Annotated in this window: 25 protein-coding genes; 18 read left to right on the top strand and 7 right to left on the bottom strand. The window is 72.5% G+C overall.

The window, feature by feature from the left end:
• Positions 1-91: 91 nt before the first annotated feature.
• Positions 92-796 (bottom strand): haloacid dehalogenase type II, encoded by a 705-nt coding sequence (locus tag ABD343_RS00295; RefSeq protein ID WP_344522664.1) that lies wholly within the window; start codon positions 794-796, stop codon positions 92-94.
• Positions 797-909: 113 nt separating this feature from the next.
• Here ABD343_RS00295 and ABD343_RS00290 point away from each other — a divergent pair, with 113 nt between their 5' ends.
• Positions 910-1,896, top strand: coding sequence for an alpha/beta fold hydrolase (locus ABD343_RS00290; RefSeq protein ID WP_344522662.1), 987 nt, complete (start codon positions 910-912; stop codon positions 1,894-1,896).
• 30 nt (positions 1,897-1,926) lie between these two features.
• Here the strand turns inward: ABD343_RS00290 and ABD343_RS00285 are convergent, their stop codons facing one another.
• The gene (locus ABD343_RS00285; RefSeq protein WP_344522660.1) at positions 1,927-2,412 is read right to left on the bottom strand and encodes a hypothetical protein; all 486 of its coding nucleotides are present in this window, start codon (positions 2,410-2,412) and stop codon (positions 1,927-1,929) included.
• Between the two features lie 185 nt (positions 2,413-2,597).
• Here ABD343_RS00285 and ABD343_RS00280 point away from each other — a divergent pair, with 185 nt between their 5' ends.
• From ABD343_RS00280 to ABD343_RS00265, 4 genes are all read left to right on the top strand, one after another.
• Positions 2,598-3,689, top strand: a complete 1,092-nt coding sequence (locus ABD343_RS00280; protein ID WP_344522658.1) for a serine/threonine-protein kinase — start codon at positions 2,598-2,600, stop codon at positions 3,687-3,689.
• Positions 3,656-4,096 carry a hypothetical protein gene (locus tag ABD343_RS00275; RefSeq protein WP_344522656.1) on the top strand — a complete coding sequence of 147 codons (441 nt, stop codon included), beginning with the start codon at positions 3,656-3,658 and terminating at the stop codon, positions 4,094-4,096. The genes ABD343_RS00280 and ABD343_RS00275 overlap by 34 nt, the downstream gene beginning before the upstream one ends.
• Positions 4,097-4,213: 117 nt before the next feature.
• Entirely contained in the window at positions 4,214-5,665 is a 1,452-nt protein-coding gene (locus tag ABD343_RS00270) for an MFS transporter (protein ID WP_344524298.1), read from the top strand.
• The gene (locus ABD343_RS00265) at positions 5,662-6,108 is read left to right on the top strand and encodes a MarR family winged helix-turn-helix transcriptional regulator (protein WP_344522654.1); all 447 of its coding nucleotides are present in this window, start codon (positions 5,662-5,664) and stop codon (positions 6,106-6,108) included. The genes ABD343_RS00270 and ABD343_RS00265 overlap by 4 nt, the downstream gene beginning before the upstream one ends.
• 120 nt (positions 6,109-6,228) lie before the next feature.
• On the opposite strand, the gene ABD343_RS00260 is transcribed toward ABD343_RS00265, so the two are convergent.
• The gene (locus tag ABD343_RS00260) at positions 6,229-7,194 is read right to left on the bottom strand and encodes an RNA polymerase sigma factor SigF (protein ID WP_344522652.1); all 966 of its coding nucleotides are present in this window, start codon (positions 7,192-7,194) and stop codon (positions 6,229-6,231) included.
• Positions 7,195-7,453: 259 nt separating this feature from the next.
• On the opposite strand from ABD343_RS00260, the gene ABD343_RS00255 reads away from it, so the two are divergent.
• The 5 genes from ABD343_RS00255 (at position 7,454) to ABD343_RS00235 (ending at position 11,965) form a co-directional block, all read left to right on the top strand.
• A complete protein-coding gene (locus ABD343_RS00255; protein ID WP_344522650.1) occupies positions 7,454-7,834 on the top strand; it encodes an STAS domain-containing protein in 381 nt (126 codons plus the stop codon).
• Between the two features lie 177 nt (positions 7,835-8,011).
• The gene (locus ABD343_RS40935; RefSeq protein ID WP_425578072.1) at positions 8,012-8,689 is read left to right on the top strand and encodes an ATP-binding protein; all 678 of its coding nucleotides are present in this window, start codon (positions 8,012-8,014) and stop codon (positions 8,687-8,689) included.
• A 448-nt stretch (positions 8,690-9,137) separates the two neighbouring features.
• A complete protein-coding gene (locus ABD343_RS00245) occupies positions 9,138-9,872 on the top strand; it encodes an LPXTG cell wall anchor domain-containing protein (protein ID WP_344524294.1) in 735 nt (244 codons plus the stop codon).
• Positions 9,873-9,875: 3 nt separating this feature from the next.
• Positions 9,876-10,859 carry a COG1470 family protein gene (locus ABD343_RS00240; protein WP_344522648.1) on the top strand — a complete coding sequence of 328 codons (984 nt, stop codon included), beginning with the start codon at positions 9,876-9,878 and terminating at the stop codon, positions 10,857-10,859.
• Positions 10,856-11,965, top strand: coding sequence for a hypothetical protein (locus ABD343_RS00235; RefSeq protein ID WP_425578071.1), 1,110 nt, complete (start codon positions 10,856-10,858; stop codon positions 11,963-11,965). Before ABD343_RS00240 ends, ABD343_RS00235 begins: the two co-directional genes overlap by 4 nt.
• A 9-nt stretch (positions 11,966-11,974) precedes the next feature.
• On the opposite strand, the gene ABD343_RS00230 is transcribed toward ABD343_RS00235, so the two are convergent.
• The 3 genes from ABD343_RS00230 to ABD343_RS00220 form a co-directional block, all read right to left on the bottom strand.
• Entirely contained in the window at positions 11,975-12,838 is an 864-nt protein-coding gene (locus tag ABD343_RS00230; RefSeq protein WP_344522646.1) for an alpha/beta hydrolase, read from the bottom strand.
• A gap of 248 nt (positions 12,839-13,086) precedes the next feature.
• Positions 13,087-14,598: a peptide MFS transporter gene (locus ABD343_RS00225; RefSeq protein ID WP_344522644.1), complete on the bottom strand. Its 1,512-nt coding sequence runs from the start codon at positions 14,596-14,598 to the stop codon at positions 13,087-13,089.
• A 186-nt stretch (positions 14,599-14,784) separates the two neighbouring features.
• Complete coding sequence (locus ABD343_RS00220; RefSeq protein WP_344522642.1) at positions 14,785-16,311, bottom strand: peptide MFS transporter; 1,527 nt, start codon at positions 16,309-16,311, stop codon at positions 14,785-14,787.
• A 379-nt stretch (positions 16,312-16,690) separates the two neighbouring features.
• On the opposite strand from ABD343_RS00220, the gene ABD343_RS00215 reads away from it, so the two are divergent.
• Positions 16,691-17,371 (top strand): response regulator transcription factor, encoded by a 681-nt coding sequence (locus ABD343_RS00215; protein WP_344522640.1) that lies wholly within the window; start codon positions 16,691-16,693, stop codon positions 17,369-17,371.
• A gap of 15 nt (positions 17,372-17,386) precedes the next feature.
• Complete coding sequence (locus tag ABD343_RS00210) at positions 17,387-18,655, top strand: ATP-binding protein (RefSeq protein ID WP_344522638.1); 1,269 nt, start codon at positions 17,387-17,389, stop codon at positions 18,653-18,655.
• On the opposite strand, the gene ABD343_RS00205 is transcribed toward ABD343_RS00210, so the two are convergent.
• A complete protein-coding gene (locus tag ABD343_RS00205; protein WP_344522636.1) occupies positions 18,584-19,126 on the bottom strand; it encodes a GtrA family protein in 543 nt (180 codons plus the stop codon). The two genes, ABD343_RS00210 and ABD343_RS00205, sit on opposite strands and share 72 nt — an antisense overlap.
• 118 nt (positions 19,127-19,244) lie before the next feature.
• Here ABD343_RS00205 and ABD343_RS00200 point away from each other — a divergent pair, with 118 nt between their 5' ends.
• The 6 genes from ABD343_RS00200 to ABD343_RS00175 all read left to right on the top strand — a co-directional run bounded on the left by ABD343_RS00200 (position 19,245) and on the right by ABD343_RS00175 (position 24,030).
• Positions 19,245-20,402 (top strand): 5-(carboxyamino)imidazole ribonucleotide synthase, encoded by a 1,158-nt coding sequence (locus ABD343_RS00200; RefSeq protein ID WP_344522634.1) that lies wholly within the window; start codon positions 19,245-19,247, stop codon positions 20,400-20,402.
• Between the two features lie 35 nt (positions 20,403-20,437).
• On the top strand, positions 20,438-20,971 hold the full coding sequence (purE, locus tag ABD343_RS00195) for a 5-(carboxyamino)imidazole ribonucleotide mutase (RefSeq protein WP_344522632.1): 534 nt from the start codon (positions 20,438-20,440) through the stop codon (positions 20,969-20,971).
• Positions 20,971-22,167, top strand: coding sequence for a dipeptidase (locus tag ABD343_RS00190; RefSeq protein ID WP_344522630.1), 1,197 nt, complete (start codon positions 20,971-20,973; stop codon positions 22,165-22,167). The genes purE and ABD343_RS00190 overlap by 1 nt, the downstream gene beginning before the upstream one ends.
• Positions 22,168-22,242: 75 nt before the next feature.
• Positions 22,243-22,632: a hypothetical protein gene (locus ABD343_RS00185; protein WP_344522628.1), complete on the top strand. Its 390-nt coding sequence runs from the start codon at positions 22,243-22,245 to the stop codon at positions 22,630-22,632.
• Positions 22,629-23,171 carry a hypothetical protein gene (locus tag ABD343_RS00180; protein WP_344522626.1) on the top strand — a complete coding sequence of 181 codons (543 nt, stop codon included), beginning with the start codon at positions 22,629-22,631 and terminating at the stop codon, positions 23,169-23,171. Before ABD343_RS00185 ends, ABD343_RS00180 begins: the two co-directional genes overlap by 4 nt.
• 91 nt (positions 23,172-23,262) lie before the next feature.
• Positions 23,263-24,030, top strand: coding sequence for a DUF4097 family beta strand repeat-containing protein (locus ABD343_RS00175; RefSeq protein WP_344522624.1), 768 nt, complete (start codon positions 23,263-23,265; stop codon positions 24,028-24,030).
• Positions 24,031-24,048: the final 18 nt, after the last annotated feature.

Below are 24,048 nucleotides of genomic sequence, written 5' to 3'. Positions count from 1 at the left end.
TCAAAGAAATCTGAGGATGAGTTCGCGAATCCTCGCGGACAATTTGCAGCAGCGATCAAATTGACGCCGAGTGGGAAGGTGAGCAGCCGCCCTACGACGTCAGCGTCCGCGCCAGCGCGACGAGGTCGTCCGCGACGAGGTCGACGTTCGCGGGCGGGGCCGCCGGCGGGGAGTCCGGGCCCCATTCCAGGGGGCGCGGGACGAAGGCCGTGCGGAGGCCCGCCTTGGCCGCGCCTTCGAGGTCGTCGGGGTGGCAGGCCGTCATCAGGAGGCGGCCGGGCTCGACTTCGAGCAGCTCGGCGGCCATGAGATAGACGCGCGGGTCGGGCTTGTACGAGCGGACGAGTTCGGCGGAGAGGACGCAGTCGAAGCGGAGCCCGGACCGCTTGGCGAGCCGGGTGAGGAGGCCGACGCCGCCGTTGGAGAGGGTCGCGGTGACCAGGCGGCTGTCGTGCAGCAGCTCCAGGCCGCGCGGCGCGTCGTCCCAGGCGCGCAACCGGTGCCAGGCGCGGACGAGTTCGCCCCGCTCGGTCTCGCCGAGGGCCCCGAGGCCGTGCTCGGGCAGTGCCTCGTCGAGCATCGTCCGGTGCAGCGCGTCCAGCGGCTGCCACGGCAGCTCCCCGGCCAGCACCCGGCCCAGGACCGGGCGGTAGCGGCGCCGCCAGCCGTCGGCCACGGCCGCCCAGTCGGCGTGCAGCCCGGCCCGCTCCCCGACGGCCGCCAGTTCGGCGGCGACGCTGGAGCGCCAGTCGGTCATCGTCCCGAACACATCGAACACCACGGCGTCGACGTCCACGCCCGGCCTCCTCACTGCCTCTGACTCTGCCTCTGACTCCGAATCCGGCTCCGAATCCGGCTCCGGCTCCGGCTCCTCATCATGCCTGTGCACGCCTGTGCGATGCTCCGGTGGTGACCGACGAACCCAGGGAAGCCGAACTCAAGCCGCTCGCCGAGGCGGTGGCGCCGGACGGGGCGCGGTTCCCGCTGTACGGGCTGCGCCGGGACGCGGGCCCCGGGCGGCGGCCCGTCGTGCTCGTCGCCGCGGCGATGGGCACACCGGGCGGCTACTACCGGCGGCTCGTACGCGAACTGCACGGGGCCGGGGCGACGGCCGCCGTCTACGACTTCCGGTGGCAGGGCGACCGGCCGCGCGACCCCGCGCCCTGCGGCTACGCCGAGCTGGTCGAGGACCTGCGGGCCGCACTCGCCGCCGTACGGGAGGAGTTCCCCGGCGCGCCCGCCGTCGTGCTCGGGCACAGCCTGGGCGGGCAGCTCGCGCTGCTCCAGGCCGCCGAGGCCGCGGCGGCGGGGGAGCCGGGGCCCGACGCGGTCGCGCTGGTCGCCTCCGGGTCGGTGCACCACAGGGCGTACGGGGCGCGGGGGCCCGGGCTGCTGGCGTTCGGGCAGTTCATGGCCGCGTTCGCGACCGTACGCGGGCGGTGGCCCGGCTTCGGGTTCGGCGGGGTGCAGCCGCCGGGCGTCATCCGGGACTGGGCGCACCAGGCGCGTACGGGGCGCTACCGGCTGCGCCCGCACGGGGAGCGCGTGGACGAGCGGCTGCGGACGCTGCGGCTGCCGGTGCTCGGCGTCGGCGTCGAGGGGGACTCCCTCGCGCCGCCCCGCGCCCTGGACCACCTGTGCGCGAAGGTGCCGGAGGCCGAGGTGGAGCGCTGGCGCTATACGGCGGAACTGGCGGGCGCCGAGCGGCTGGACCACTTCCGCTGGACCCGGCACGGCGGCGCGCTCGCCCGGTACGTGACGGAGTGGGCCGCGCGGGTGACCGGCCGCCCGGACCGGACCGGCGACACCGGCCGGACCGGCGACACCGGGCAGAACGGCCGGAACGGCCGGAACGGCGACACCGGGCACCCGCCCCGCACACCGCGCGGGGTGTGACGGGACGGGCGTACGCCTGTGCGCGGCGGATCAGTGGAACTTCAGCGTGGCCGTGACCGTCTGGCTGGCCGGGCAGAGGGCGCCGCCCTCCGCGAGTGACGCCTCGGCGGTCGCCGAGTAGTTGCGCGTGTCGCCGTCGCGCTGCGCCGTCAGCGCCTCGGCCTTGTAGCGGCAGGTGACGCCGATGACGGTGACCGAGACGTCGAGGACGTCGGCCTTGGCGGTGCCCGCCGCGTCGTCGAAGGTCACCGCCGGGTCGTTGTTCAGCGTCGCGCTGAGGCCGGAGCAGCTCAGCTTGCCGTTGATGGAAGAGCGGTCGACCGTGAGGGGGTTGGGCGCGGTGTCGCTGGTGACGCCGTCGGTCCAGCTACAGGATCTGTCGCCGGCGGCGATGGTGCCGTCGACCTTGCCCTGAGCCGCGCTCGCGGGCCCGGCCGTCAGCGCCGCCACCGTCAGCGCGCCCACGAGCACGCCGGTGGCCTTGAGGGGGGTCTTGAGGGGGGTGAGACGGGGCATTGCGCATACCTCCGTGTTCGCGCCGGTCCATTACCAGCGGTAACGTGAATTTAGGCATGGTCATGTCACCGGTCAAGGCTTTGGCGACGACTCCGCCGAGCGCGTACGTTCCTCTCCATACTCGGCCTCAGTCGTCTGACGGGGCATCACAATGCCGTCGAGTACGGCGAGTTGTGGAGGTGCGGATGCGCGCGGGCATGGTCGTCGGGGAGCGGTACGAGGTCGGAGGGCTCATCGGCCGCGGCGGCTTCGGAGAGGTGTGGGAGGCGGTCGACCGCAACCTCCGCCGGGACGTCGCCATCAAGTTCCTCACGATCGTCACGGAAGACCCCGACGCCGCCGACCGGTACGCCCGCGAGGCCAGGACCCTGGCGACGCTCCAGCATCCGGCCGTCGTCGGCGTCCAGGACGCGGGGAGCCTCGACCACGAGGGCGTCGCGCTGCCGTACCTCGTGATGGAGCGACTGACCGGCACCACCTGGGAGGCCGACGGGGCCGCCCCCGTCGCGCTGACCGGGGCGCTGATCGCGGAGGCGCTCGACCACGTCCACGGGGCGAGGATCGTGCACCGCGACGTGAAGCCCGCGAACATCATGATCTGCCCGGACGGCCGCGTCGTGCTCATGGACTTCGGCATCGCCCGCGACGACTCCCATACGCGCCGGGCCACGACCACCGGGGCGGTCTTCGGCACCCCCGCCTACATGGCGCCGGAACAGCTCGCCCGCAGGCCCGCGACCCCCGCCTCGGACGTGTACGCGCTCGGCCTGGTGCTGGTCGAGAAGCTCACCGGGCAGTGCACCCCGGCGCGCCAGCTCGGCGCCGAGGCCCGCGCCCGGGTGCCCCGGCGGCTGCGGCGGCTGCTGGACGCCATGACCAGCCATGAGGCCGACCGGCGGCCCACGGCGGCCGAGTGCGCGGCCGGACTCCGCGCCGCCGCGAACGGCTCCCCGTTCGGGCCCCGCCCGGGACGGAACGGGAACGGCGCCGGGCCCACGTCGCCCGGCACCACGGCCCGGCAGATGGCCGACATGGCGCGCAGATTCCGCGAGATGAGACGCGAGGCCCCCACCACGGTGCAGCCTCCCGGGGATCCCGGGGATCCCGGGGATCACGGGGGCCCGAGGGGGAGGAACCGCGGCAGGGGCCGACGCTCGCGGGCCGCGCCGCACGGCGCCTCCGCGAGGGGCTGCGCCGCCTGCGCGGCGGGCGTACCGCGATGGAGCTGTGCGCGGGCGCGGTCATGTTCCTCACCAGGGTCGTCCGCGACCTGCTGATCCTCGGGGCGGCCGGGGCTGTGACATGGTTCGGCTCCCTCGGTGTCGCGACCGCCGTCGAGCACTACTTCGCGCACCCGAGCTACGACAGCGACGGGACCTCCACCGTCTGGCCGTACACGGTCCTGACCCTCCTCGGCTACGCGCTCGGGTTCGCGCTCCTGTGGTCGTGGTGGACGCACCTGACGACCACCCCCCGATACGGCCGCTCCGTCTTCGCGAAGCCCCTGGTCCGCCCGCTGGTCGTGAGCCTGGCGCCCGTCCCGTTCCTGCTCGCGGGCCCGGTGCCCGCGTGGACCGTGCCCGCCGTCCCCGCCGCCGTCTGGGGCGGCTGGCTGCTCCACGCCGTCCTGCGCAAGCTCCAGAGGATCGACGAGAGGGCCAGGCAGCGCGACGGCCGGGGTTAGCTGTCGGCCGGGGTTAGTTGTACAGTCGAAACAGTTATAGCTGTACAACTACTTCCCCGCACACCTACTTCTCCGGAGGGTGCCCCCTTGGCCACCGGAAACCGCCCCGACCGCCCGATGCTGGTCCTCGCCATCTGCTGCATGTCGCTGCTGATCGTCAGCATCGACGTCACCGCGCTCAACGTCGCGCTGCCCGCCATCCGCCAGGACCTGGACGCCTCCGTCTCCGGCCTCCAGTGGGTGCTCGACGCGTACACGCTGGTCCTCGCCTCGCTGCTGATGCTCGCAGGCTCCACCGCCGACCGGATCGGGCGCCGCCGGGTCTTCCGCACGGGGCTCGCGCTCTTCGTGCTGGGCTCGCTCGTGTGCAGCCTCGCGCCCAGCCTGAGCTGGCTCGTCGCGGCGCGCGTGCTCCAGGCCGTTGGCGGCTCGATGCTCAACCCGGTCGCGATGTCGATCATCACCAACACCTTCACGGATCCCCGCGAGCGCGCCCGCGCGATAGGCGTGTGGGGCGGCGTCGTCGGCCTCAGCATGGCGGCGGGCCCGATGCTCGGCGGGCTGCTCGTCGACGTCAGCGGCTGGCAGGCGATCTTCTGGCTGAACGTCCCGATCGGCCTCGCGGCCCTCCTGCTCACCGGGCGCTTCGTGCCGGAGTCCCGCGCCGCGCACGCCCGCCGCCCCGACCCCGTCGGCCAGGCGCTGATGATGCTGATGCTCGGCTCGCTGACGTACGGGATCATCGAGGGCCCGCACCACGGCTACGCCTCGCCGCTCGTGGTGGGCTGCGGCGCGCTCGCGGTCCTCGCGCTGGCGGGCCTGCTGGTCTACGAGCCGAGGCGCGCGGAACCCCTGATCGACCTGCGGTTCTTCCGCAGCGTCCCGTTCGCCGGCGCCACCGTGGTCGCGGTCTGCGCCTTCGCCTCGCTGGGCGGCTTCCTCTTCCTCACCACGCTCCACCTCCAGGAGGAGCGCGGGCTGAGCGCCCTGAGCACCGGCCTCCACATGCTGCCCATGGCCCTGATGACGCTGATCTGCGGGCCGCTGTCGGGGCGGCTCGTCGGGGCGCGCGGGCCCCGCCCCTCGCTCGTGACGGCGGGCGTCGCGCTGACGGCGACCGGCGTGCTCTTCGCGCTCACGGCCTCCGCCGACCTGCCGCTGCCGGTGCTGTTCGCCGGGTACGTGGCCTTCGGTATCGGCTTCGGCTTCGTCAACGCGCCGATCACCAACACCGCCGTCTCCGGCATGCCCCGCGCCCAGGCCGGGGTCGCCGCCGGGCTCGCCTCCACCAGCCGCCAGATCGGCACCTCGCTCGGCGTCGCCGTGGTCGGCGCGGTGATGGCGGCGGCCACGGCGGACGGCGGCGCCGCGCGGGCCGGGCTGGAGTCCGCCGACCGCACCGGATGGTGGATCATCGGGGCGTGCGGCTTCGCCGTCCTCGTCCTCGGCGCGCTCAGCACGGGCCGCCGGGCCCGCGCGACGGCCGAGCGCGCCGCACGGTATCTGGAGGACGAGGCGGGCGCCGCACCCACGGCGCCCGCCCGGCGGAGCGAGGTGGCACAGGGGTGAGCGAGGAGCCCTCGGAGACCGAGGAGGAGGCGGTCCGGGCCTGGCGCGCGATGCGCGCCTTCGTCCTGGAGACGGCCGACAAGCGCAGGCAGGTCACGGAGGCGCTCGGCATGAGCTACTTCCGGGCCAAGGCCCTGCGCATGATCGGCAACGAGGGCCCCCTCACCCTGCGGGAGCTGGCCGCCGGGCTGTACGCGGACGCCCCGTACACGACGGTCACCGTCGAACACCTCGTCCAGCGCGGCCTCGTCTCCCGTACGCCCAACCCCGCCGACCGCCGTTCGAAGCTGGTCCAGGTCACCGAGGAGGGCGCGGCGGCGGTCGCCGAGATGGTCCGGCTGTCCGACGCGCCGCCGGAGGCCCTGCGCGCACTCGCGCCCGAGGACCTCGCGGCGCTGGACCGCATCCTGTCGGGCCTCACCGGCGGGACGGCACAGGACTGACGGCGCGGGACCGACGGCGCGGGACTGACGGCGCAACGTCGAGGGCCCGGTAGGACGTTGCCGTCCTGCCGGGCCCTCGAACGTACGGCACGGGCGCGGGCGTACGCCGCGCGCCTGCCGTCACTCGTCGAGCATCAGCCCCTTGCGGAGCTTGCCCAGGGTGCGGGAGAGGAGGCGGGAGACGTGCATCTGCGAGATGCCCAGCTCCTCACCGATCTCGGACTGCGTCATGTTGGCGACGAAGCGCAGGGAGAGGATCCGCCGGTCGCGGGCCGGGAGTTCCGCGATGAGCGGCTTCAGGGACTCGACGTACTCGATGCCTTCGAGCCCGTGGTCCTCGTAGCCGATGCGGTCGGCCAGCGCGCCCTCGGTGTCGTCCTCCTCCGGCTGCGCGTCCAGCGAGCTCGCGGTGTACGCGTTGCTCGCGGCCATGCCCTCGACGACCTCCTCGGAGGAGATGTTCAGCCGCTGGGCCAGCTCCTCCACGGTCGGGGCGCGGTCCAGGGACTGGGCGAGTTCGTCGCCCGCCTTGGCCAGGTCGAGGCGCAGCTCCTGGAGGCGGCGGGGTACGCGCACGGACCAGGAGGTGTCGCGGAAGAAGCGCTTGATCTCGCCGACGATGGTCGGCATGGCGAAGGTGGGGAACTCGACGCCGCGGCTGAGCTCGAAGCGGTCGATCGCCTTGATCAGGCCGATGGTGCCGACCTGGACGATGTCCTCCATGGGCTCGCTGCGCGAGCGGAACCGGGAGGCCGCGAACTTCACCAGGGCGAGGTTGAGTTCGACAAGCGTGTTCCGTACGTACGCGAATTCGTGCGTACCTTCTTCGAGGTGCTCCAGCCTCTCGAAGAGGGTCTTGGAGAGGGCACGCGCGTCCAGCGGCCCCACCTCGTCGTACGGGGGGATCTCGGGGAGCTGGAGCTGGTCGAAGAGGTCGGCTTCCGCCGTCTCCTCCACGGCCTGGTCCGGGCTCGCGTGGGCGGGGTCCGGTCGGTCCGGCGTCCGCTCCGGGGCATACTGCCTCGGGACGGGCGGGGAGGTGGCATCGGTGATGTCCGGTATCCCGTGGTCGAGCCGGGGTGACATGGTTGTCCTCCATCATTCTCGGCATATGGCTGCCGAAGCCGTGACGTGCACTACGGGGTGCGGCGCCTCCAAAGCCGACGTTGTTCGGTATCCCTTCTAGACCTACCTGCTTTTCCACAGGCAGGGCAAGTTCCTTTTGTCCAATTTCCTCCCGTTCTGTTGGTTGTTCGGCTACCGGTAGACGCGTCAAGGGCGTAGGGTTCGGAGCGCTCGACGGGGGAAGCAGTGAGGACCTCTCACGCGACCAGAAGGGGTGTGCATGGACCGCGGGATGCCCGGCAGTACGAGCCGGGGCCGGCTGACGGTCGACGTGCGGCACGTGGGAATCAGTGCCGTGGTGACTCCCGAGGGTGAGCTCGATCACCACACCGCGGATCTGTTGCGCGAGCCGCTGGAGCAGAACGTCGAGGACGGCTACAGCCGCCTGGTCGTGGACTGCTCGCGGCTGGAGTTCTGCGACTCGACGGGGCTGAACGTGCTGCTCGGCGCCCGTCTCAAGGCCGAGGCCGCCGGGGGCGGGGTGCACCTCGCGGGGATGCTGCCCGTGGTGGCGCGAGTCTTCGAGATCACCGGCGCCGGAGCGGTCTTCACGGTGCACGAGGATCTCGACGCCGCGCTGCGGCACCCCTCGGGGGCGTAACCGGGGCGTTACGCGCATCACACGAGTCCGGCCGAATCAGTGGGTGTTCTCACGGTTCGGCAGGGCAGGAGACCTCTGAATCTGTCAGGCAATCGTTAAGAGTGCGTCCGGAGTGGGCCTGGTCCAGGCTGGACGTGGACGAATCGGTAAATCGGTGATCGGTGAGGTGAACCACTGATGAGCACCACCCGGCCGCACCCGGCGGGCGACTGCGGCCCGGAGCCCGAGGGCACCGCGGCGACTGCCGCCGCGCCGCAGGCCGGGGTCGCGGCGGGCTCGGGTGGTGCGGGTGGTTCCGGTGGTGCGGAGGTGGACGAGGCCGGAGCGGCCTCCCCGTCCTCCGCTCCCGAATCCGATTCCGGATCCGAAGGGGGAGGCGGCGCTGTGGGTACCACTGCCGAGGGTGTCGCTGCCGCGGGTGCGTCGCGGCAGCAGGGGCACACGATGCGCCAGGTCCGCAGGCTGCGCCTCGTCGGCGCCAGCGGTGCGGTGCCGCGTGCCCGCGATTTCACCCGGCAGGCGCTCCAGGACTGGGGCTGGCTCCCCGCCGCCTCCGCCGACCAGCGCGCCGCCGCGGAGGACGTCCTCCTGGTCGTGTCCGAGCTGGTGACGAACGCGTGCCTGCACGCGAACGGGCCGGAGGAGCTGCGCATCGGCACCGGCTCCAAGGTCCTCCGCCTGGAGATCGTCGACCTCGGCAGCGGCGCGCCGTCGCCGCGCACGCCGCATCGGGCCGGGCGGCCCGGTGGGCACGGCATGTTCATCGTCCAGCGGCTCTGCTTGGACTGGGGCGTCGTGCGGAATCCTGAGGGCACCGGCAAAACAGTCTGGGCCGAACTAGCCGCCCCCAACTGAGAGCCGAAGCCCACTTCTCCCTGCGGCCCACCGTGCTTGGGAGACCCGCCCGCCCCTGCGGGGCAGGCCCCTGCTTCTCCCTCCCGCTGTGCTTGGGAAGTCTGCCACTGGGGGTACCCCCTGCTCGAAGAGCTTGGGGGAGCAGGGTTGGCAAGCGCAGCCCTCTGCGCCGGGTGCCCCGAATATGAGGGCTGGGTTCGGGGTGCCCCGTGCTGTGCTTCGCAGGCTGCGGCTGCGCCGTGGCTTGTCGCGCAGTTCCCCGCGCCCCTGAAGGGGCAAGCCCTTCTCAAGGGCTCGGTTCCGGTTGGGGTGCTGGTTGTCTTCCATCGTCACGCAGCGCGGCGTACTGTCTGCGACCAATCTGATAGGTCGTCAGTAACTTGCGAGCAAGGATGAAGGGGGAAACCCGGTGTCCCACAGCAAGACGCACCACAGTCGAAGCGCCGCGATGGCGTTGGCCACGGCGGTCGCCGCCGGATCCGCGGTGCTGCTGTCGGCACCCGCGGCCGGCGCCGCCACGGTCGACGTCGACTACCAGTGCAAGACGCCCATCGGCAACAAGGGAGCCGTCTCCCCGATCGACATCAAGGGCACCAAGAGCGGGAGCGGCTACAAGCTCACGATGTCGTTCGAGAAGGGCGTCTCGTCCAGCCCCGTCGAGCTGGGCAAGGGCGCGATGAAGCCCAGCGCCCAGATCAAGCTCGGCGGCGCGGAGAGCGGGAACGTCGAGGTGACCGGCGGGCCGAACGACAAGGCCATCCCGCCCAACACCCCCATCAAGATCCCTGACTTGTCGGGCACGTACACCCCGAAGAAGAGCGGCAAGGTCACGTTCACCGCGAGCGTCCTCACCATCAAGGCGATGGGGACGACCACCACCTGCACCCCGAAGAACAATCCCAAGCCCTCCCTCACGCTCGATGTGAAGGCTTCCGGCGGCGGAGGGGGCGGAGGCGGCGACACCGGTTCCGGCGACACCGGCTCCGGCGCCGGGGACACCGGCACCGGCAGCGGCGACGCGGCCGCCGCCGCGACCGGCGGCGGAGGGGGCGGCGGCGAACTGCCCAAGACCGGCCCCGCCGACTCGGCCGTCGCGCTCGGCACGCTCGGCGGAACCGTTCTCCTCGCCGGGGTGGCCGGAGCGCTGTGGGTGACGCGGCGCAGGGCCGCCGTCCGGCAGTAGGCCGTGAACGGCCGTTCCCTGGTCGTCGCCCTCTCGTCCCTGCTGCTCGTCCTCCTCGGCGGAGGCGGCGCGACGGCCGCCTCCGCCGACCGGGAGGACGCCGGGGGCGGCGCGTGGTCGGCGGCGCCCGCACCGCCGTCGGGCGGCTCCGGGGCCGAGGGCGCCCGCTCGTTCTTCTACCTGGAGGGTTCCCCGGGCACCGTCCTCAAGGACACCCTCGCGCTCACGAACGAGGGCGACGGGCCCCGTACGTTCACCGTGCGCGGCGAGGGCGAGGCGGCGTGGATCGTGCCCGCGCGCGAGCGGATCACGGTGCCGCCGCGTACGCGCGCGGAGGTGCCGTTCAGCGTCACCGTCCCGTCCGTGGCCGTGCCCGGCGACCATCCGTCCGCCCTCGTGGTGCGGGAGTCCGGGGAGCGGGGCAAGCGCGCGGTGCGGCTGCACCTGCGCGTGAGCGGGCCGACGCTGGCCGCGCTGAGCGTCGAGGACGTGTCCGTACGGGACGCGGGCGACGGCGGCGCGGAGATCGCGTACACCCTCGTGAACCGGGGCAACACCACGCTGCGCCCGCGCCTCGCGGTGCGCGCCGAGGGGCTGTTCGGCGCGCTGCCGCTGCGCGCGGCCCGCACGCTGCCCGTCGAGGTCCCGCCGGGCGAGCGCGTCACGCGCCACGAGCGCTGGACGGACCCGCCGGGCGCCGACCGGGCGACGGTCCGGCTGCGGGTCACGGCGGCGGGCGGCGCCGAGGACACGGCGTCGGCCACGTACACGGCCGTCCCGTGGGGCGGCGTCGCCGGAATCGGGGCGCTGCCGGCGCTGGGCGTCGCGGGCGCCGTCTGGTACGTACACAGGACACGGCGGAACCGGCGGGGCGGCGACGGAGTCCCGGACGGATCGGCCGGATCCGGTTCCGGCTCCGGCTCCGGAGAAGGCGGCGCAGGCGAACGGCACGGTGAACCCCGCGAGTTGACGGGAGCGGTGAAGTGAGCACGCGGACTCGGACGACGGCGCGCCTCGTACTCGTCCTCCTCCTCGCCCTCGGCCCCCTGGCGGCCACGGGCCCCGCGCACGCGGAGCGGGAGAGACCCGGCAAGCCCGAGGTCTCGCTCTCCCGGCAGGAGGCGGGCGCGGGCGCGTCCGTCACCGTACGGGGGAAGGGCTGGCGGCCGAAGACGCTGCTGACCCTCCTCGTCTGCGGGCAGAACGCGATCGGCGGCACGAACACCTGCTCCAACGACGAGGGGCGCGCCGTGACGACCGGCAAGGACGGCACGTTCCGCAAGCGGATCCCGGTGACGGAGCCGCCGAAGCCCTGCCCCTGTGTCGTGCGGGCGACGACCGTCACCGGCGCGCACGCCTCGGCGGACGCGGCGATCAAGGTCGCCGGGCATCCGGTGAAGCCGCTGCCGCGCGACGAGACGGGCGGGCGCCTCACCGTGCTGGCCGCGCGGCTCGACGGCGACAGCGGGATCCTCAACTGGTTCGGCGCCCCCGAGCAGCGCAAGCTCGTGCTGACCGTGGGGAACCTCGGCTCGGAGCGGGCCAAGGACCCGGTCTTCGAGGTCGGCACCTCGCACGGGGTGTTCGCGCCGAAGTGGGAGCGGCAGCAGTGGCGCGGCACGGTCGATCCGGGCAGGAAGGAGCGGATCGAGCTGCCGGTGGAGCTGTCTTCCGGCGCCCACGGCGAGTACACCGTCGCGGCCAAGCACGGCGCGAAGGTGCTGACCGAGCAGCCGTGGGACGTCGGCCGCCCCTGGGGCGTGACGCTCTTCTGGGTACTGGTGTTCGTCGTCGTGCCCGCGGCCGTCTTCCGGCTGGGCATGGTGGCCGTCGACCGCGTACGCCCCCGGCAGCGCACGGGCGCGGCGCCGTCCCCGCCCCCGTCTTCGTCCCGGTCCCCTTCTCCGGCCCCGGCGCGGGCACATGCCGCGCTCGCCTCGGTCCGGCAGATCGGCGCGGGCAGACACGTGAGGCCGAGACCCGGCCGTACGCCCGGTCCCGCGCCCGAGCCGTCCCCGGCGGCCGGGGACAACGGCCTGCCCTGGTTCACCCCGGACACGCACCCGCCGGTGCCGAAACAGGAGGGCCCCTAGGGCCGGGCCTCAGCGGGCCTTCAGCCAGGAGCGGATCATGTCCATCACGCCCGGGAGGTCCATCAGCGGGCCGCCGTGGGCGCTGCCCTGGAGCGTGTTGACGGAGACCGCGCTGCCGCCGATCCGCGCGAGCGTCCGCGAGTGGACGTCCGGGACGAAGTCCCAGCGCGAGTGCAGCAGCAGCATCGCCGGGTCGTCGGGCGTCAGATGGGTGGCGACGCTCATGTCGCGCCAGACCCGCGCGCAGCGGGCCGACTCGTCGCGTTCGGGGTCGCAGCCGGCGAGCAGTTCGGCGTTGGTCCGTACGCGGCGCTCGCGGGCGTTGCCCTCGCGCCCGTCGCGCCAGGCGCGCAGCGGGTCGGTGACGGGGGAGAGGCCGACGACGCCGCGTACCCCGGTGGCCCGCGCGCCCTCGTACGTGGCCGCGTTGAGCGCGAGGTGGCCGCCCGCCGAGGAGCCGAGCAGATAGAGCCGCCGGGGGTCCACGCCGAACCGCGCGGAGTGGCCCCGCACCCAGCGCAGGGCGGCGACCACGTCGTCGCGCTGGGCCGGCCAGGGGGCGTCGACGTTACGGCGGTAGTCGATGTCGAAGACCTCGTACCCCGCCTCGGCGAACCGCGCCGACCAGGTGTTCCAGTGCGGGGAGCGGTCGTCGGTCCAGTAGCCGCCGTGCAGGACGACGAGCGCCGGGCGCGGGGTGGTGCCCCGCTCGGGCGAGAGCGCGAGGAGCCGCTGGCGCGGGTGCGGGCCGTACGAGAACGGGGTGAACGCGGCGGCGCCCTCGTCCTCGCGGACCTCGGCTCTTCCGCCGTCGAAGGACGTGCACAGCAGGAGCACCGTGCAGACGGCCATGACGGTCACTATTCGGCGCACGTCCTGATCGTCGCCGTGCCTTTACGGCTCCGCACTGTGGGGTGGGCCGAATGGTGGGGCTGGGGCCGGGGTGCCCCGCCTGCGCATCGCAGACTGCGGGTGCGTGGTGGCTGGCCGCGCAGTTCCCCGCGCCCCTTGAGGGCGCTCCTCGGAGCGCCCCGTCAGGGGCGCGGGGAACTGCGCGCCAAGCCACGACGCGGGCGCGGCCTGCGACGCGACGGCAAGGGGCACCCCCTGCTCAGCACCAACTACCGCACGGCGCCCAGCAGCGCGTTCACCCGGCGCCGGGCGCCCAGGAAGACCAGGCCCGCCAGTACGGCGGCACCGCCCTGCAGAGCAAACCCCGCGGTGCCGCTCGCCGCGTCGCCGATGGCGAGCTGCAGCAGCGCGAAGACGCAGTCGCCCGCGGTGACGGCGAGGAACCAGACGCCCATGAGCTGGCTGGCGTACTTCGCGGGCGCCAGCTTCGTCGTCACCGAGAGGCCGACGGGGGAGAGGCACAGCTCGGCGAGGGTCTGGATCAGGTAGATGACGATCAGCCACAGCGGGCTCACCCTGTCGCCGCCGGAGGCCGCGACCAGGGCCAGGGCCATCACGCCGAAGGAGACGCCGACGCCGATCAGGCCCATGGAGAACTTGGTGGTCGTCGACGGGTTGCGGCCCCGCCGCCCCAGCGCGACCCAGAGCGTCGCGAGGACGGGCGCCAGCAGCATCACCCAGAGCGGGTTGACGGACTGGAACCAGCTCGTGGGGAAGGTGGTCCCGAGCAGGTCGGTGGAGGTGCTCTTCTCGGCGAAGAGGTTCAGCGTGGAGCCCGCCTGGTCGAAGATCATGAAGAAGATCGCGGCGGCGACGAAGAACCAGATGAAGCCGCCGAGCTTCCGCTTCTCCTCGGGCGTGACGTCCTTGTCGCGGCGCATCCGCGCGAAGTAGTACGTCGGCAGCACCAGGCCCGCGACGCTGACCGGCCACAGCACCCAGTCGATGGTGAAGGCGTCGGCGAGCACGACGGCGGCGTAGAAGACGCCCAGCACGGCGGCGCCCCCGAGGCTCACGCGCAGGGCGCGGGCGCGTTCGGCGCGGGTCAGGGGGTTGGGGACGACGCCGGAGCGCGGCGCGAGATGCCGGGTGCCGATCAGGAACTGGAGCAGGCCGAGCGCCATGCCGAGGGCGGCGAGCCCGAAGCCCAGGTGCCAACTGATCTGCTGGCCCGCCCAGCCGATGAGCAGCGGCGCCGCGAAGCCGCCGATGTTGATGCCCATGTAGAAGACGGTGAAACCGCCGTCGCGGCGCGGGTCGTCGGGCCCGTCGTAGAGGTGGCCGACCATCGTGGAGATGTTGGCCTTGAGCAGGCCGGAGCCGACGCCGATGAGGACCAGCCCGGCGAAGAACAGCGCGGAGACGCCGGTGGCCAGCAGGAGGTGGCCGACCATGATGACGGACGCCGAGATCGCGACCGTACGGCGCGGGCCCCAGACGCGGTCGCCGAGCCAGCCGCCCGGCATCGACATCAGGTAGACGGTGGCGTTGTAGACGGAGTAGAGCGCGACGGCCGTGGCGGCGGCCATGCCCATGCCGCCCTGCGAGGCGGCGGCCGTCAGGTAGAGCACGAGAAGCGCGCGCATGCCGTAGAAGCTGAAGCGCTCCCACATCTCCGTCATGAAGAGGGTGGCCAGGCCGCGGGGGTGGCCGAAGAAGGTCTTGCCGGTGCCGTGTTCCGGCGCGTCCTTGGTCGGGGCGGACGTCAGGGTGGACGCCATAAGGGGGTTCCTCGCTGCTGAGCGGGCGGAATGTGCCTGTCCAGGGTCGGGAGCGAGGAGAGGAGCGGGCAGGGCCCGAGGACTCGCCCGTTCCGGGACCAAAGTCCCGAAACGGACGTACCCCCAGCTCAGGCCGGGGGTACGTCCGATGAGGCGTGTGTCACGCGGAAGCGGGCACGGCTGCGGTCACCGCACCTCGCTCATCGTGGAGGTGATCTGCTTGCGGTACATGTAGACCGCGAAGCCCGCGAGGACGGCGAGCGAGGCCTCCAGGGCGACCATGCCCGTGGTGCTCAGGTCGGCGCCGCCGATCGAGAGCAGGCCGGTGACGCTGTCGCCCGCGGTGACGGCGAGGAACCAGACGCCCATGAGCTGGCTGGCGTACTTCGCGGGGGCCAGCTTCGTCGTCACCGAGAGGCCGACCGGCGAGATGCACAGCTCGGCGATGGTGTGCATCAGGAAGATCAGCACCAGCCAGAGCGGGCTGACCTTGGTGCCGTCGGACGCCATGCCCATCGGGATCACGAAGACGAAGAACGAGAGCCCGGTCATGACCAGACCGAAGGCGAACTTCGCCGTGGTCGTCGGCTCCTTGCTCCGCCGGTTCAGCGCCAGCCACAGGGAGGCGAAGACCGGGGCGATCAGGATGATGAAGAGCGGGTTGATCGACTGGAACCAGGTCGAGGGGAAGTGCCAGCCGAAGATCGACGTCGAGGTCTTCGCGTCGCCGAACGCCTGCACGGTGGACGCGCCCTGGTCGTAGATCATCCAGAAGACGGCCGCGGCCACGAAGAACCAGATGTAGCCGGTCATCCGGCCCTGGTCGGCCGGGGTCAGCTCCCTGTCGCGCTTGATGCGCACCAGCACGGCGATCGGGATGATCAGGCCGAGCAGGGTCAGCGGGACCATCGCCCAGTTCAGGGTGAAGGTGCCGGTGGCGACGACGACGCCGTAGAAGACGACGGCGGCCAGGAGCCACAGCAGGCCCTTGCGCAGCCAGGAGGCGCGCTCCTCGGCGCTGAGCGGCGCGGGGACGTGGCTGCTGCCGGCGTCCAGGTGGCGGGAGCCGATCAGGAACTGGAGCAGGCCGAGGGCCATGCCGACCGCGGCGAGGCCGAAGCCCAGGTGCCAGTTGACGGTCTGGCCGATGCTGCCGATCACCAGCGGCGCGAGGAACGAGCCGGTGTTGATGCCGATGTAGAAGATGGTGAAGCCGCCGTCGCGGCGCGGGTCCTGCGGGCCGTTGTAGAGGTCGCCGACCATCTTGGAGATGTTGGCCTTCAGCAGGCCGGAGCCGATGGCGACGAACGCCAGGCCGACGTAGAGCGTCGGCTCGCCCGGCAGCGCGAGCGTGAGGTGCCCGACCATGATGATCACGGAGCCGACGGTGACCGTCTTGCGCGGTCCCCAGACGCGGTCGGCCAGCCAGCCGCCCGGCATCGTCAGCAGGTAGACCATGGCGTTGTAGACCGAGTAGATCGCGGTCGCCGTGGCCAGGTTCATGGCCAGGCCGCCGCCCTGGTGGCCCGCGCCGCCCTCGCCCGCGTCCGGCCCGCCGGCGACGAGGTAGACGACGAGGAGTGCGCGCAGACCGTAGAAGCTGAAGCGCTCCCACATCTCGGTCATGAAGAGGGTGGCCAGGCCGCGGGGGTGGCCGAAGAAGGTGGGCCCGCCGGTGGTGCCGGGGGCGTCCTTCGTCACGCTGGACGCCATATGCGTGTTCCTTGCCTTGCGCGTCGGGACACGCCTGCCCGTACGCCCGTGTACGGGGAAGCAGTGCGTGCCCGGTGTGGGGGAGCGGCCATCGGCCGGGCGGAGAGTGGTGGCCCGGGCCCTACGGCCTTCACGAAAAAGGACCCCGGGCCATGGTGCTGTGGGCCAAGAGTCCTTGACGTTCACTACATAAGTGCACTCACCATATGTCACTCTCCGGCGTCCGACGGAAGGGCTTGCGGCATAGATCACAGGTCGATCGGGAAACTTTCCGGCGCATTCGATGGTGACGTGTCCATCTCACCGTCAAATCGCCGAAGATCATCGCGAGCCCCCGGGGACCCCCCTTACGCTCGGCCACGCGGACTACCATCGGTCCATGACCCGAGTACTGCTCGCCGAGGATGACGCATCGATCTCGGAACCCCTGGCCCGTGCCCTGCGCCGGGAGGGGTACGAGGTCGAGGTGCGCGAGGACGGCCCCACCGCGCTGGACGCGGGACTGCGGGAGGGAATCGACCTGGTCGTGCTCGACCTCGGGCTGCCCGGCATGGACGGCCTGGAGGTCTGCCGGCGGCTGCGGAACGAGGGGCACGCCTTCCCCGTGCTCGTCCTCACCGCCCGGGCCGACGAGGTCGACACGGTCGTGGGCCTGGACGCGGGCGCCGACGACTATGTGACCAAGCCCTTCAGACTCGCCGAGCTGCTCGCCCGGGTCCGGGCCCTGCTCCGGCGCGGCACCGCCGCCGAGCCCGCCCATCCGCCGGCCACGCACGGCGTCCGTATCGACGTCGAGTCGCACCGCGCCTGGATGGGCGACGAGGAGCTGCAGCTCACCGCCAAGGAGTTCGACCTGCTGCGGGTGCTGGTGCGCGACGCGGGCCGGGTCGTCACCCGCGACCAGCTCATGCGCGAGGTCTGGGACACCACCTGGTGGTCCTCGACCAAGACGCTGGACATGCACATCTCCTGGCTCCGCAAGAAGCTCGGCGACGACGCCGCGAACCCGCGCTACATCGCCACGGTGCGCGGGGTCGGCTTCCGCTTCGAGAAGAGTTAGGACCGGTCCCCGGGCGTGCGCCGTCGGCTCATCCTCTCCACCCTCGCGGTCGTGCTCGTCGTGGTCGCCGTCTTCGGCATCTCCCTGGTCATCGTCGAGTCCCGCACCATCGAGAACAGCACCAAGGAGAACGTACGGTCCGAGGCCGCACGCCTCGTCTCCACCGTCGAGAGCCGGGTGGTCGCCAAGGAGAAGGTGACGCCCGAGAGCATCGGCATCGCCTCCACGCCGCACCGCTACATCCGTGTCGAGCTGCCGGACCGCAAGCCCATCGAGGTCGGCGACCGGCTGGAGGGCGATGTCGTCGAGGCCCGGCAGACCGGGGCGACGGGCGAGCGCGTCATCGTGCAGGAGGCCCGCTCGACCGTCCGCGCCGAGGTCGGCCGCAACCTGCTGATCATCCTCGCGGTGGCGGTGCTCGCGATCATCGCCGCCGCGATCCTGGCCGTACGCCAGGCGCACCGCGTCGCGGCCCCGCTCACCGACCTCGCCGAGACCGCCGAGCGCCTCGGCTCCGGCGACCCCCGCCCCCGGCACCGGCGGTACGGGGTGCCCGAGCTGGACCGGGTCGCGGACGTGCTGGACGCCAGCGCCGACCGGATCGGGCGGATGCTCACCGCCGAACGGCGGCTCGCCGCCGACGCCTCCCACCAGCTCCGCACGCCGCTCACCGCGCTCTCCATGCGGCTGGAGGAGATCATCGCGACGGCCGACACCGACGACCCGCAGGACCGCGCGACGGTCAAGGAGGAGGCGACCATCGGGCTCGCCCAGGTCGAGCGGCTCACCGACGTCGTCGAGCGGCTGCTGACCAACTCCCGGGACCCGCGCTCGGGCTCCGCCGTCAGCTTCGACCTCGACGAGGTCGTCAAGCAGCAGATCGAGGAGTGGAAGCCCGCCTACCGCAGCGCGGGCCGCGCCCTCGTCCGCTCCGGCAAGACGGGCCTGCGCGCGGTGGGCACCCCGGGCGCCGTGGCCCAGGTCCTCGCGACGCTGATCGAGAACGCGCTGATGCACGGCGACGGCACGGTCGCGCTCCGTACGAGGGTCACCGGCAACCAGGTGGTCGTGGAGGTCACGGACGAGGGTCCCGGCGTCGATCCCGAGCTGGGCTCGCGCGTCTTCGAGCGCACGGTCAGCGGCCACAACTCGACGGGGCTCGGGCTCGCCGTGGCCCGGGACTGGGCCGAGGCGGACGGCGGGCGTCTTGAGCTACTTCAGCAGTTGCCGCCGGTCTTCGCGCTGTTCCTCAGCCGCGAGGCCGCCGACGTCCAGTCCGCCTGAGCCTGAGCTGTCCTGCTCCTCCTCGTGCTCCTCGTGGGCCGCGACCTTGAAGACCCAGGTCCGGTACGACCAGAAGCGGAAGACGGTGCCGATGCCGAGGCCGACCACGTTCTTGGCGATGTTGTCGGCGAGGTGGGACTCGAAGCCGAAGCCGTAGTGGGAGAGGGCCAGGATGCCGTTCTCCAGGACCAGGGCGATGCCGCTGAAGAGGAAGAAGAGCGTGGTCTCGCGCTGGATGCGGCTCTTGTCGATGTGCCGGTAGGTCCAGTAGCGATTGCCCAGATAGTTGGTGGCGATGGCAACGGTCTGCGAGATGACGCCCGACCTGACCGGCGCCAGTCCGAAGGAGAGTGTGCAGAGGTTGTATATCGCCACATTGACGAGGAAACCGACCGCCCCCACGGCGCCGAACTTCGCCACTTCGCGCACCAGCCGCTCGGCTCGCGCGCGCAGTGAGTGCCCTTCACTCATAGTGATGCTGAGCCCCGTTTCGGTCGGTGTTCGGTCCTGAGCCATGCTAACCACGCCGGGAAACCTCGCGCCGGGGCATGGGAGAACCGCTTCCGCAGCGCCCCGTACCCTGGGTGCCGTGACGTTTCCGGTAGTCGGCATGGTCGGTGGCGGCCAGCTCGCGCGCATGACCCACGAGGCGGGCATCCCCCTCGGCATCAAGTTCAAGCTCCTCTCGGACACCCCGCAGGACTCGGCGGCGCAGGTGGTCGGTGACGTGGTGGTCGGCGACTACCGCGACATCCACACCCTGCGCGCCTTCGCGCAGGGCTGCGACGTGATCACCTTCGATCACGAGCACGTGCCGACCGAGCTGCTCCAGGTCCTGGAGGCGGACGGCATTCCCGTACGCCCGGGGCCCGACGCGCTCGTGCACGCGCAGGACAAGGGGGTGATGCGGGCCCGGCTCGACGCCCTCGGCATCCCCTCGCCGCGCCACCGCCTGGTGAAGGACGCGGCGGACGTGGCGGCCTTCGCGGCGGAGGGCGCCGACGGGGGCGACGGTTTCCCCGTCGTCCTCAAGACCGTCCGCGGCGGGTACGACGGCAAGGGCGTCTGGGTCGTGCGCGGCCCGGGCGACGAGGCCGCGAGCGAGCCCTTCCGCGCGGGCGTGCCCGTGCTGGCCGAGGAGAAGGTCGACTTCGCGCGCGAGCTGGCGGCGAACGTCGTGCGCTCGCCGCACGGCCAGGCCGTCGCCTACCCCGTCGTGGAGTCCATCCAGGTCGACGGCGTCTGCGACACCGTGATCGCCCCCGCGCCCGAGCTGCCCGAGGACGAGGCGGTCCGCGCGCAGGAGCTGGCGCTCACCATCGCCCGCGAGCTGGGCGTCGTCGGCCACCTCGCGGTCGAGCTGTTCGAGACCCGCGACGGCCGGATCCTCGTGAACGAGCTGGCGATGCGCCCCCACAACTCCGGGCACTGGACGCAGGACGGAGCGGTCACCTCCCAGTTCGCCAACCATGTCCGGGCCGTCCTCGACCTCCCCCTCGGCGACCCGCGCCCCCGCGCGCGCTGGACGGTGATGGCGAACGTGCTGGGCGGCGACTACCCCGACATGTACGGGGCGTATCTGCACTGCATGGCCCGCGACCCCCAGCTCAAGATCCACATGTACGGCAAGGACGTGAAGCCGGGCCGCAAGGTCGGCCACGTCAACGTCCACGGGGACGACCTCGCGGACGTACGGGAGCGCGCGGCACACGCGGCGGGGTACCTGCGCGGCACGATCACGGAGTGACCGCACCACACCTCTCACGGAGACAAAGGGGACACATGAGCACCGCACCACCCACCGTCGGTATCGTCATGGGCTCCGACTCGGACTGGCCCGTCATGGAGGCCGCGGCCAAGGCCCTGGACGAGTTCGAGGTGGCCTACGAGGTCGATGTCGTCTCCGCGCACCGCATGCCCCGCGAGATGATCGCGTACGGCGAGGAGGCCGCGGAGCGCGGCCTCAAGGCGATCATCGCGGGCGCGGGCGGCGCAGCCCACCTGCCCGGCATGCTCGCGAGCGTCACGACGCTCCCCGTCATCGGCGTCCCCGTGCCGCTCAAGTACCTGGACGGCATGGACTCCCTGCTGTCGATCGTGCAGATGCCCGCGGGCGTCCCCGTCGCGACCGTCTCCGTCGGCGGCGCCCGCAACGCGGGCCTGCTGGCCGTCCGGATGCTCGCGGCGCACGACGACGCGCTGCGCGGACGCATGCGCGACTTCCAGCACGAGCTGAACGAGCAGGCGGCCGAGAAGGGCAAGCGGCTGCGCGCGAAGACCTCCGGCGACGCCTCCTTCGGATTCGGGGGCAAGTGATGAGCGCCCCCGTCAGCTCCCTCGACCGCGCCCGCGCGCTCCTCGCCGAGCACCCCGTCGTCGACGGGCACAACGACCTCCCCTGGGCCCTGCGCGAGCAGGTGCGCTACGACCTCGACCGGCGGGACATCGCGCACGACCAGGCGGCCCACCTCCACACCGACCTGCCCCGGCTGCGCGCGGGCCTCGTGGGCGCCCAGTTCTGGTCCGTCTACGTGCCGTGCAGCCTCACCGGGGACTCGGCGGTCAGCGCCTGCCTCGAACAGATCGACGCCGTACGCGCGCTGGCGGCCCGCTACCCCGACGACATCCAGCTCGCCTTCACCGCCGACGACATGGAGAAGGCGCGGTCCCAGGGCCGTATCGCCTCGCTCATGGGCGCCGAGGGCGGACACGCGATCGACGAGTCGCTGGCCACGCTGCGCGCCCTGCACCGGCTCGGCGTGCGGTACATGACGCTCACCCACAACGACTCGCTCGCCTGGGCCGACTCCGCGACCGACGACCCGCGCGCCGACGGCCTCTCCCGCTTCGGCGAGGAGGTCGTCCGCGAGATGAACCGGCTCGGCATGCTCGTCGACCTCTCGCACGTCGCCGCGACGACGATGCGGGACGCGCTCCGCGTCACCGAGGCCCCCGTCCTCTTCTCGCACTCCTCGGCCCGCGCCGTGTGCGCCCACCCGCGCAACATCCCCGACGACGTGCTGGCGGCCCTGCCGGGCAACGGCGGCGTGGCGATGGCGACCTTCGTCCCCAAGTTCGTCCGCATCGAGGCGGCCGAGTGGTGGGAGGGCGCCTCCGCGCACATGGAGAAGCACGGCTTCGAGCTGTTCGACTCCACGGAGGAGGCGGTGCGGGTACGTGAGGCGTACACGGAGGAGCACCCCGCGCCCCGCGTGACCGCGTCCGACGTCGCCGACCACCTCGACCACATGCGCGAGGTCGCGGGCATCGACCACCTGGGCGTCGGCGGCGACTACGACGGCATGCCGTTCGGCCCCGACGACCTGGCGGACGTCTCCGGCTACCCCAACCTGGTCGCCGAACTCCTCGACCGCCATTGGTCCGAGTCCGACCTCGCGAAGCTCACCTGGCACAACGCGGTCCGCGTCCTCCGCGACGCCGAGTCCGTCGCCCGCCGCCTCCAGAAGGACCGCGGCCCCTCGATCGCGACGCTCGCCCAACTGGACGCCTGAGCCCGGCCGTACTCCCCGTACAACCTCCCCTGCGCCCCGTAGGTCGTTACGTGCGGGACGTAGGGGAGGGATGAGGTGTCGAACGCTTCAGGAACGGTGCCGGGGCCACGGCGCGTGCGGGCGGCCCTTGTGCAGGGCGGCTTCATGGGGCTCGGCGGGGCGGCGATGGCCGAGAGCGACCCTGGGCTCTCCCTCGCCTCGGGCACCGCGCTGGGCGCGGGCGCGGGAGTGCTGTTCGGCCTCCTCGCCCCGCGCCTCGCGCTGGGCGGGGCCTGGTCCCGGCGCGAGGACGTACGGAAGACCTTTCGCTGGCGCGTCTTCCGGCCCCTGCTCGTCGTGCTGTACGTGGTCCTGGCGGTGGGGAACGTACAGACCGGCCGCTGGATTCTCGGCGCCTTCATGGTCGTGGCCGCCGCCGTGTTCCTCCTCCTGCCCCGTCCGTCCCGCGACGGGAGCGGGGCGTGAACGCCGGACGCGGGGCGACGGGTTGGCTGCGGCGGGTCAAGGCCGCGCTCCTCGCGGGCGGCATCCTGGGGCTGGGCGGCGGCGCCCTGGCGGAGTCCGGCCTGCTGCCCACCCTCGTGGGTGCCGGGGCGGGGGCCGGGCTCGGGGCCGCGCTGGGCGCGCTGGTGCCGGACCGCATGCTGGGCCGCGGGTCGCGGGACGGCCAGGCCGGGGTGGCCCGTGACGATGTGCGGGAGACGCGCTACTGGCGCGGCTGCATGCCGGTGATGTCCGCGGTCATCGCCTTCCTGGCCCTCTCCCAGGTCGTGATGGGCCGCTGGTTCTCGGGGCTCCTGTTGAGCTACAGCGTGATCTTCGGCTTCGTCGTGCCGGAGTGGCGCTATCAGCGGTACCTCAAGCACGGCGGCGACCCCGGGCCGCCGATGTCGGCGCGCCGCTTCACCGTGGGCGGGCGGACGTTCGGACCGGGCGCGGTGGTCGGTGGGAGTTTCGTGCTGGCCACCGTCGTGGGCTTGGTGATCGGCGTCCTGCTGGCGTGAGGGGAACGGCCCGCCCTCGGGTTAACCCCACCTCCGGTCCGCCAGGTTGCCGGATATCGGGTGACCTGGGGCTCTTTCTAGCGTGGGCGGCATGAAGAAGACCGTCGCAGCGAGTGCACTGGCCGTTTCCCTGTTCGGCGTCGTCGCCCTGTCCGCGTGTTCCGCCGAGGAGGTCAGCGACGGGAAGGCGGAGCACAGGGAGTTCGCGCTCCAGGGCAAGAACCTGACCGTCGTCTCGGACGACTCCAAGCTCGAACTCGTGCCCGTCAAGGCGGACGGCACGGGGCGGTCCGTCGACGTCACGCGCTGGTTCAAGGCGTCGAAGGTGAAGGGCGAGGCGAAGGCCTCGTGGTCGATGGAGGGCGGCAACACGCTCCGGCTCACGACCAAGTGCACCGGCTTCATCGTCGACTGCAGCACCCGCCACAAGGTGGAGGTCCCCGAAGACGTGGCCGTCACCGTGCGGGGCGGGGACGGCCACGTCGTCGCGAGCGGCTTCCGCACGCCGCTGTCCATCCGCACCCACGACGGGAACGTCAACGTCAGTGATGTGACGGCCCCGCTCACGCTGCGGACGGGGGACGGCAACGTACGGGCCGAGCGCCTCCGTTCGGCCTCGGTCACCGCCACGGGCCGCGACGGCTACCAGCTCCTCTCCTTCGCCGAGGCCCCCTCCTCCGTCCGTACGGACGTCCGGGACGGCCGTACGACGGTGACCGTCCCGAAGAAGAGCGCGTACCGGGTGACGACGAAGACCGCCGACGGCTCCGCGAAGGTCACCGTGCCGCGCGACGCGAAGGCCCCGCGCCGCGTCCACGCCACCGCCCACGACGGCCGGGTGGCCGTGCGCGGGCGGTGACCCGGGGCGCGGGGCCGC

The sequence above is a fragment of the Streptomyces albiaxialis genome (assembly GCF_039530985.1).
GTDB lineage: Bacteria > Actinomycetota > Actinomycetes > Streptomycetales > Streptomycetaceae > Streptomyces > Streptomyces albiaxialis.
The sequence above is the reverse complement of the archived record's forward strand: the minus strand, read 5'-3'. Positions and strand labels throughout refer to the sequence as shown.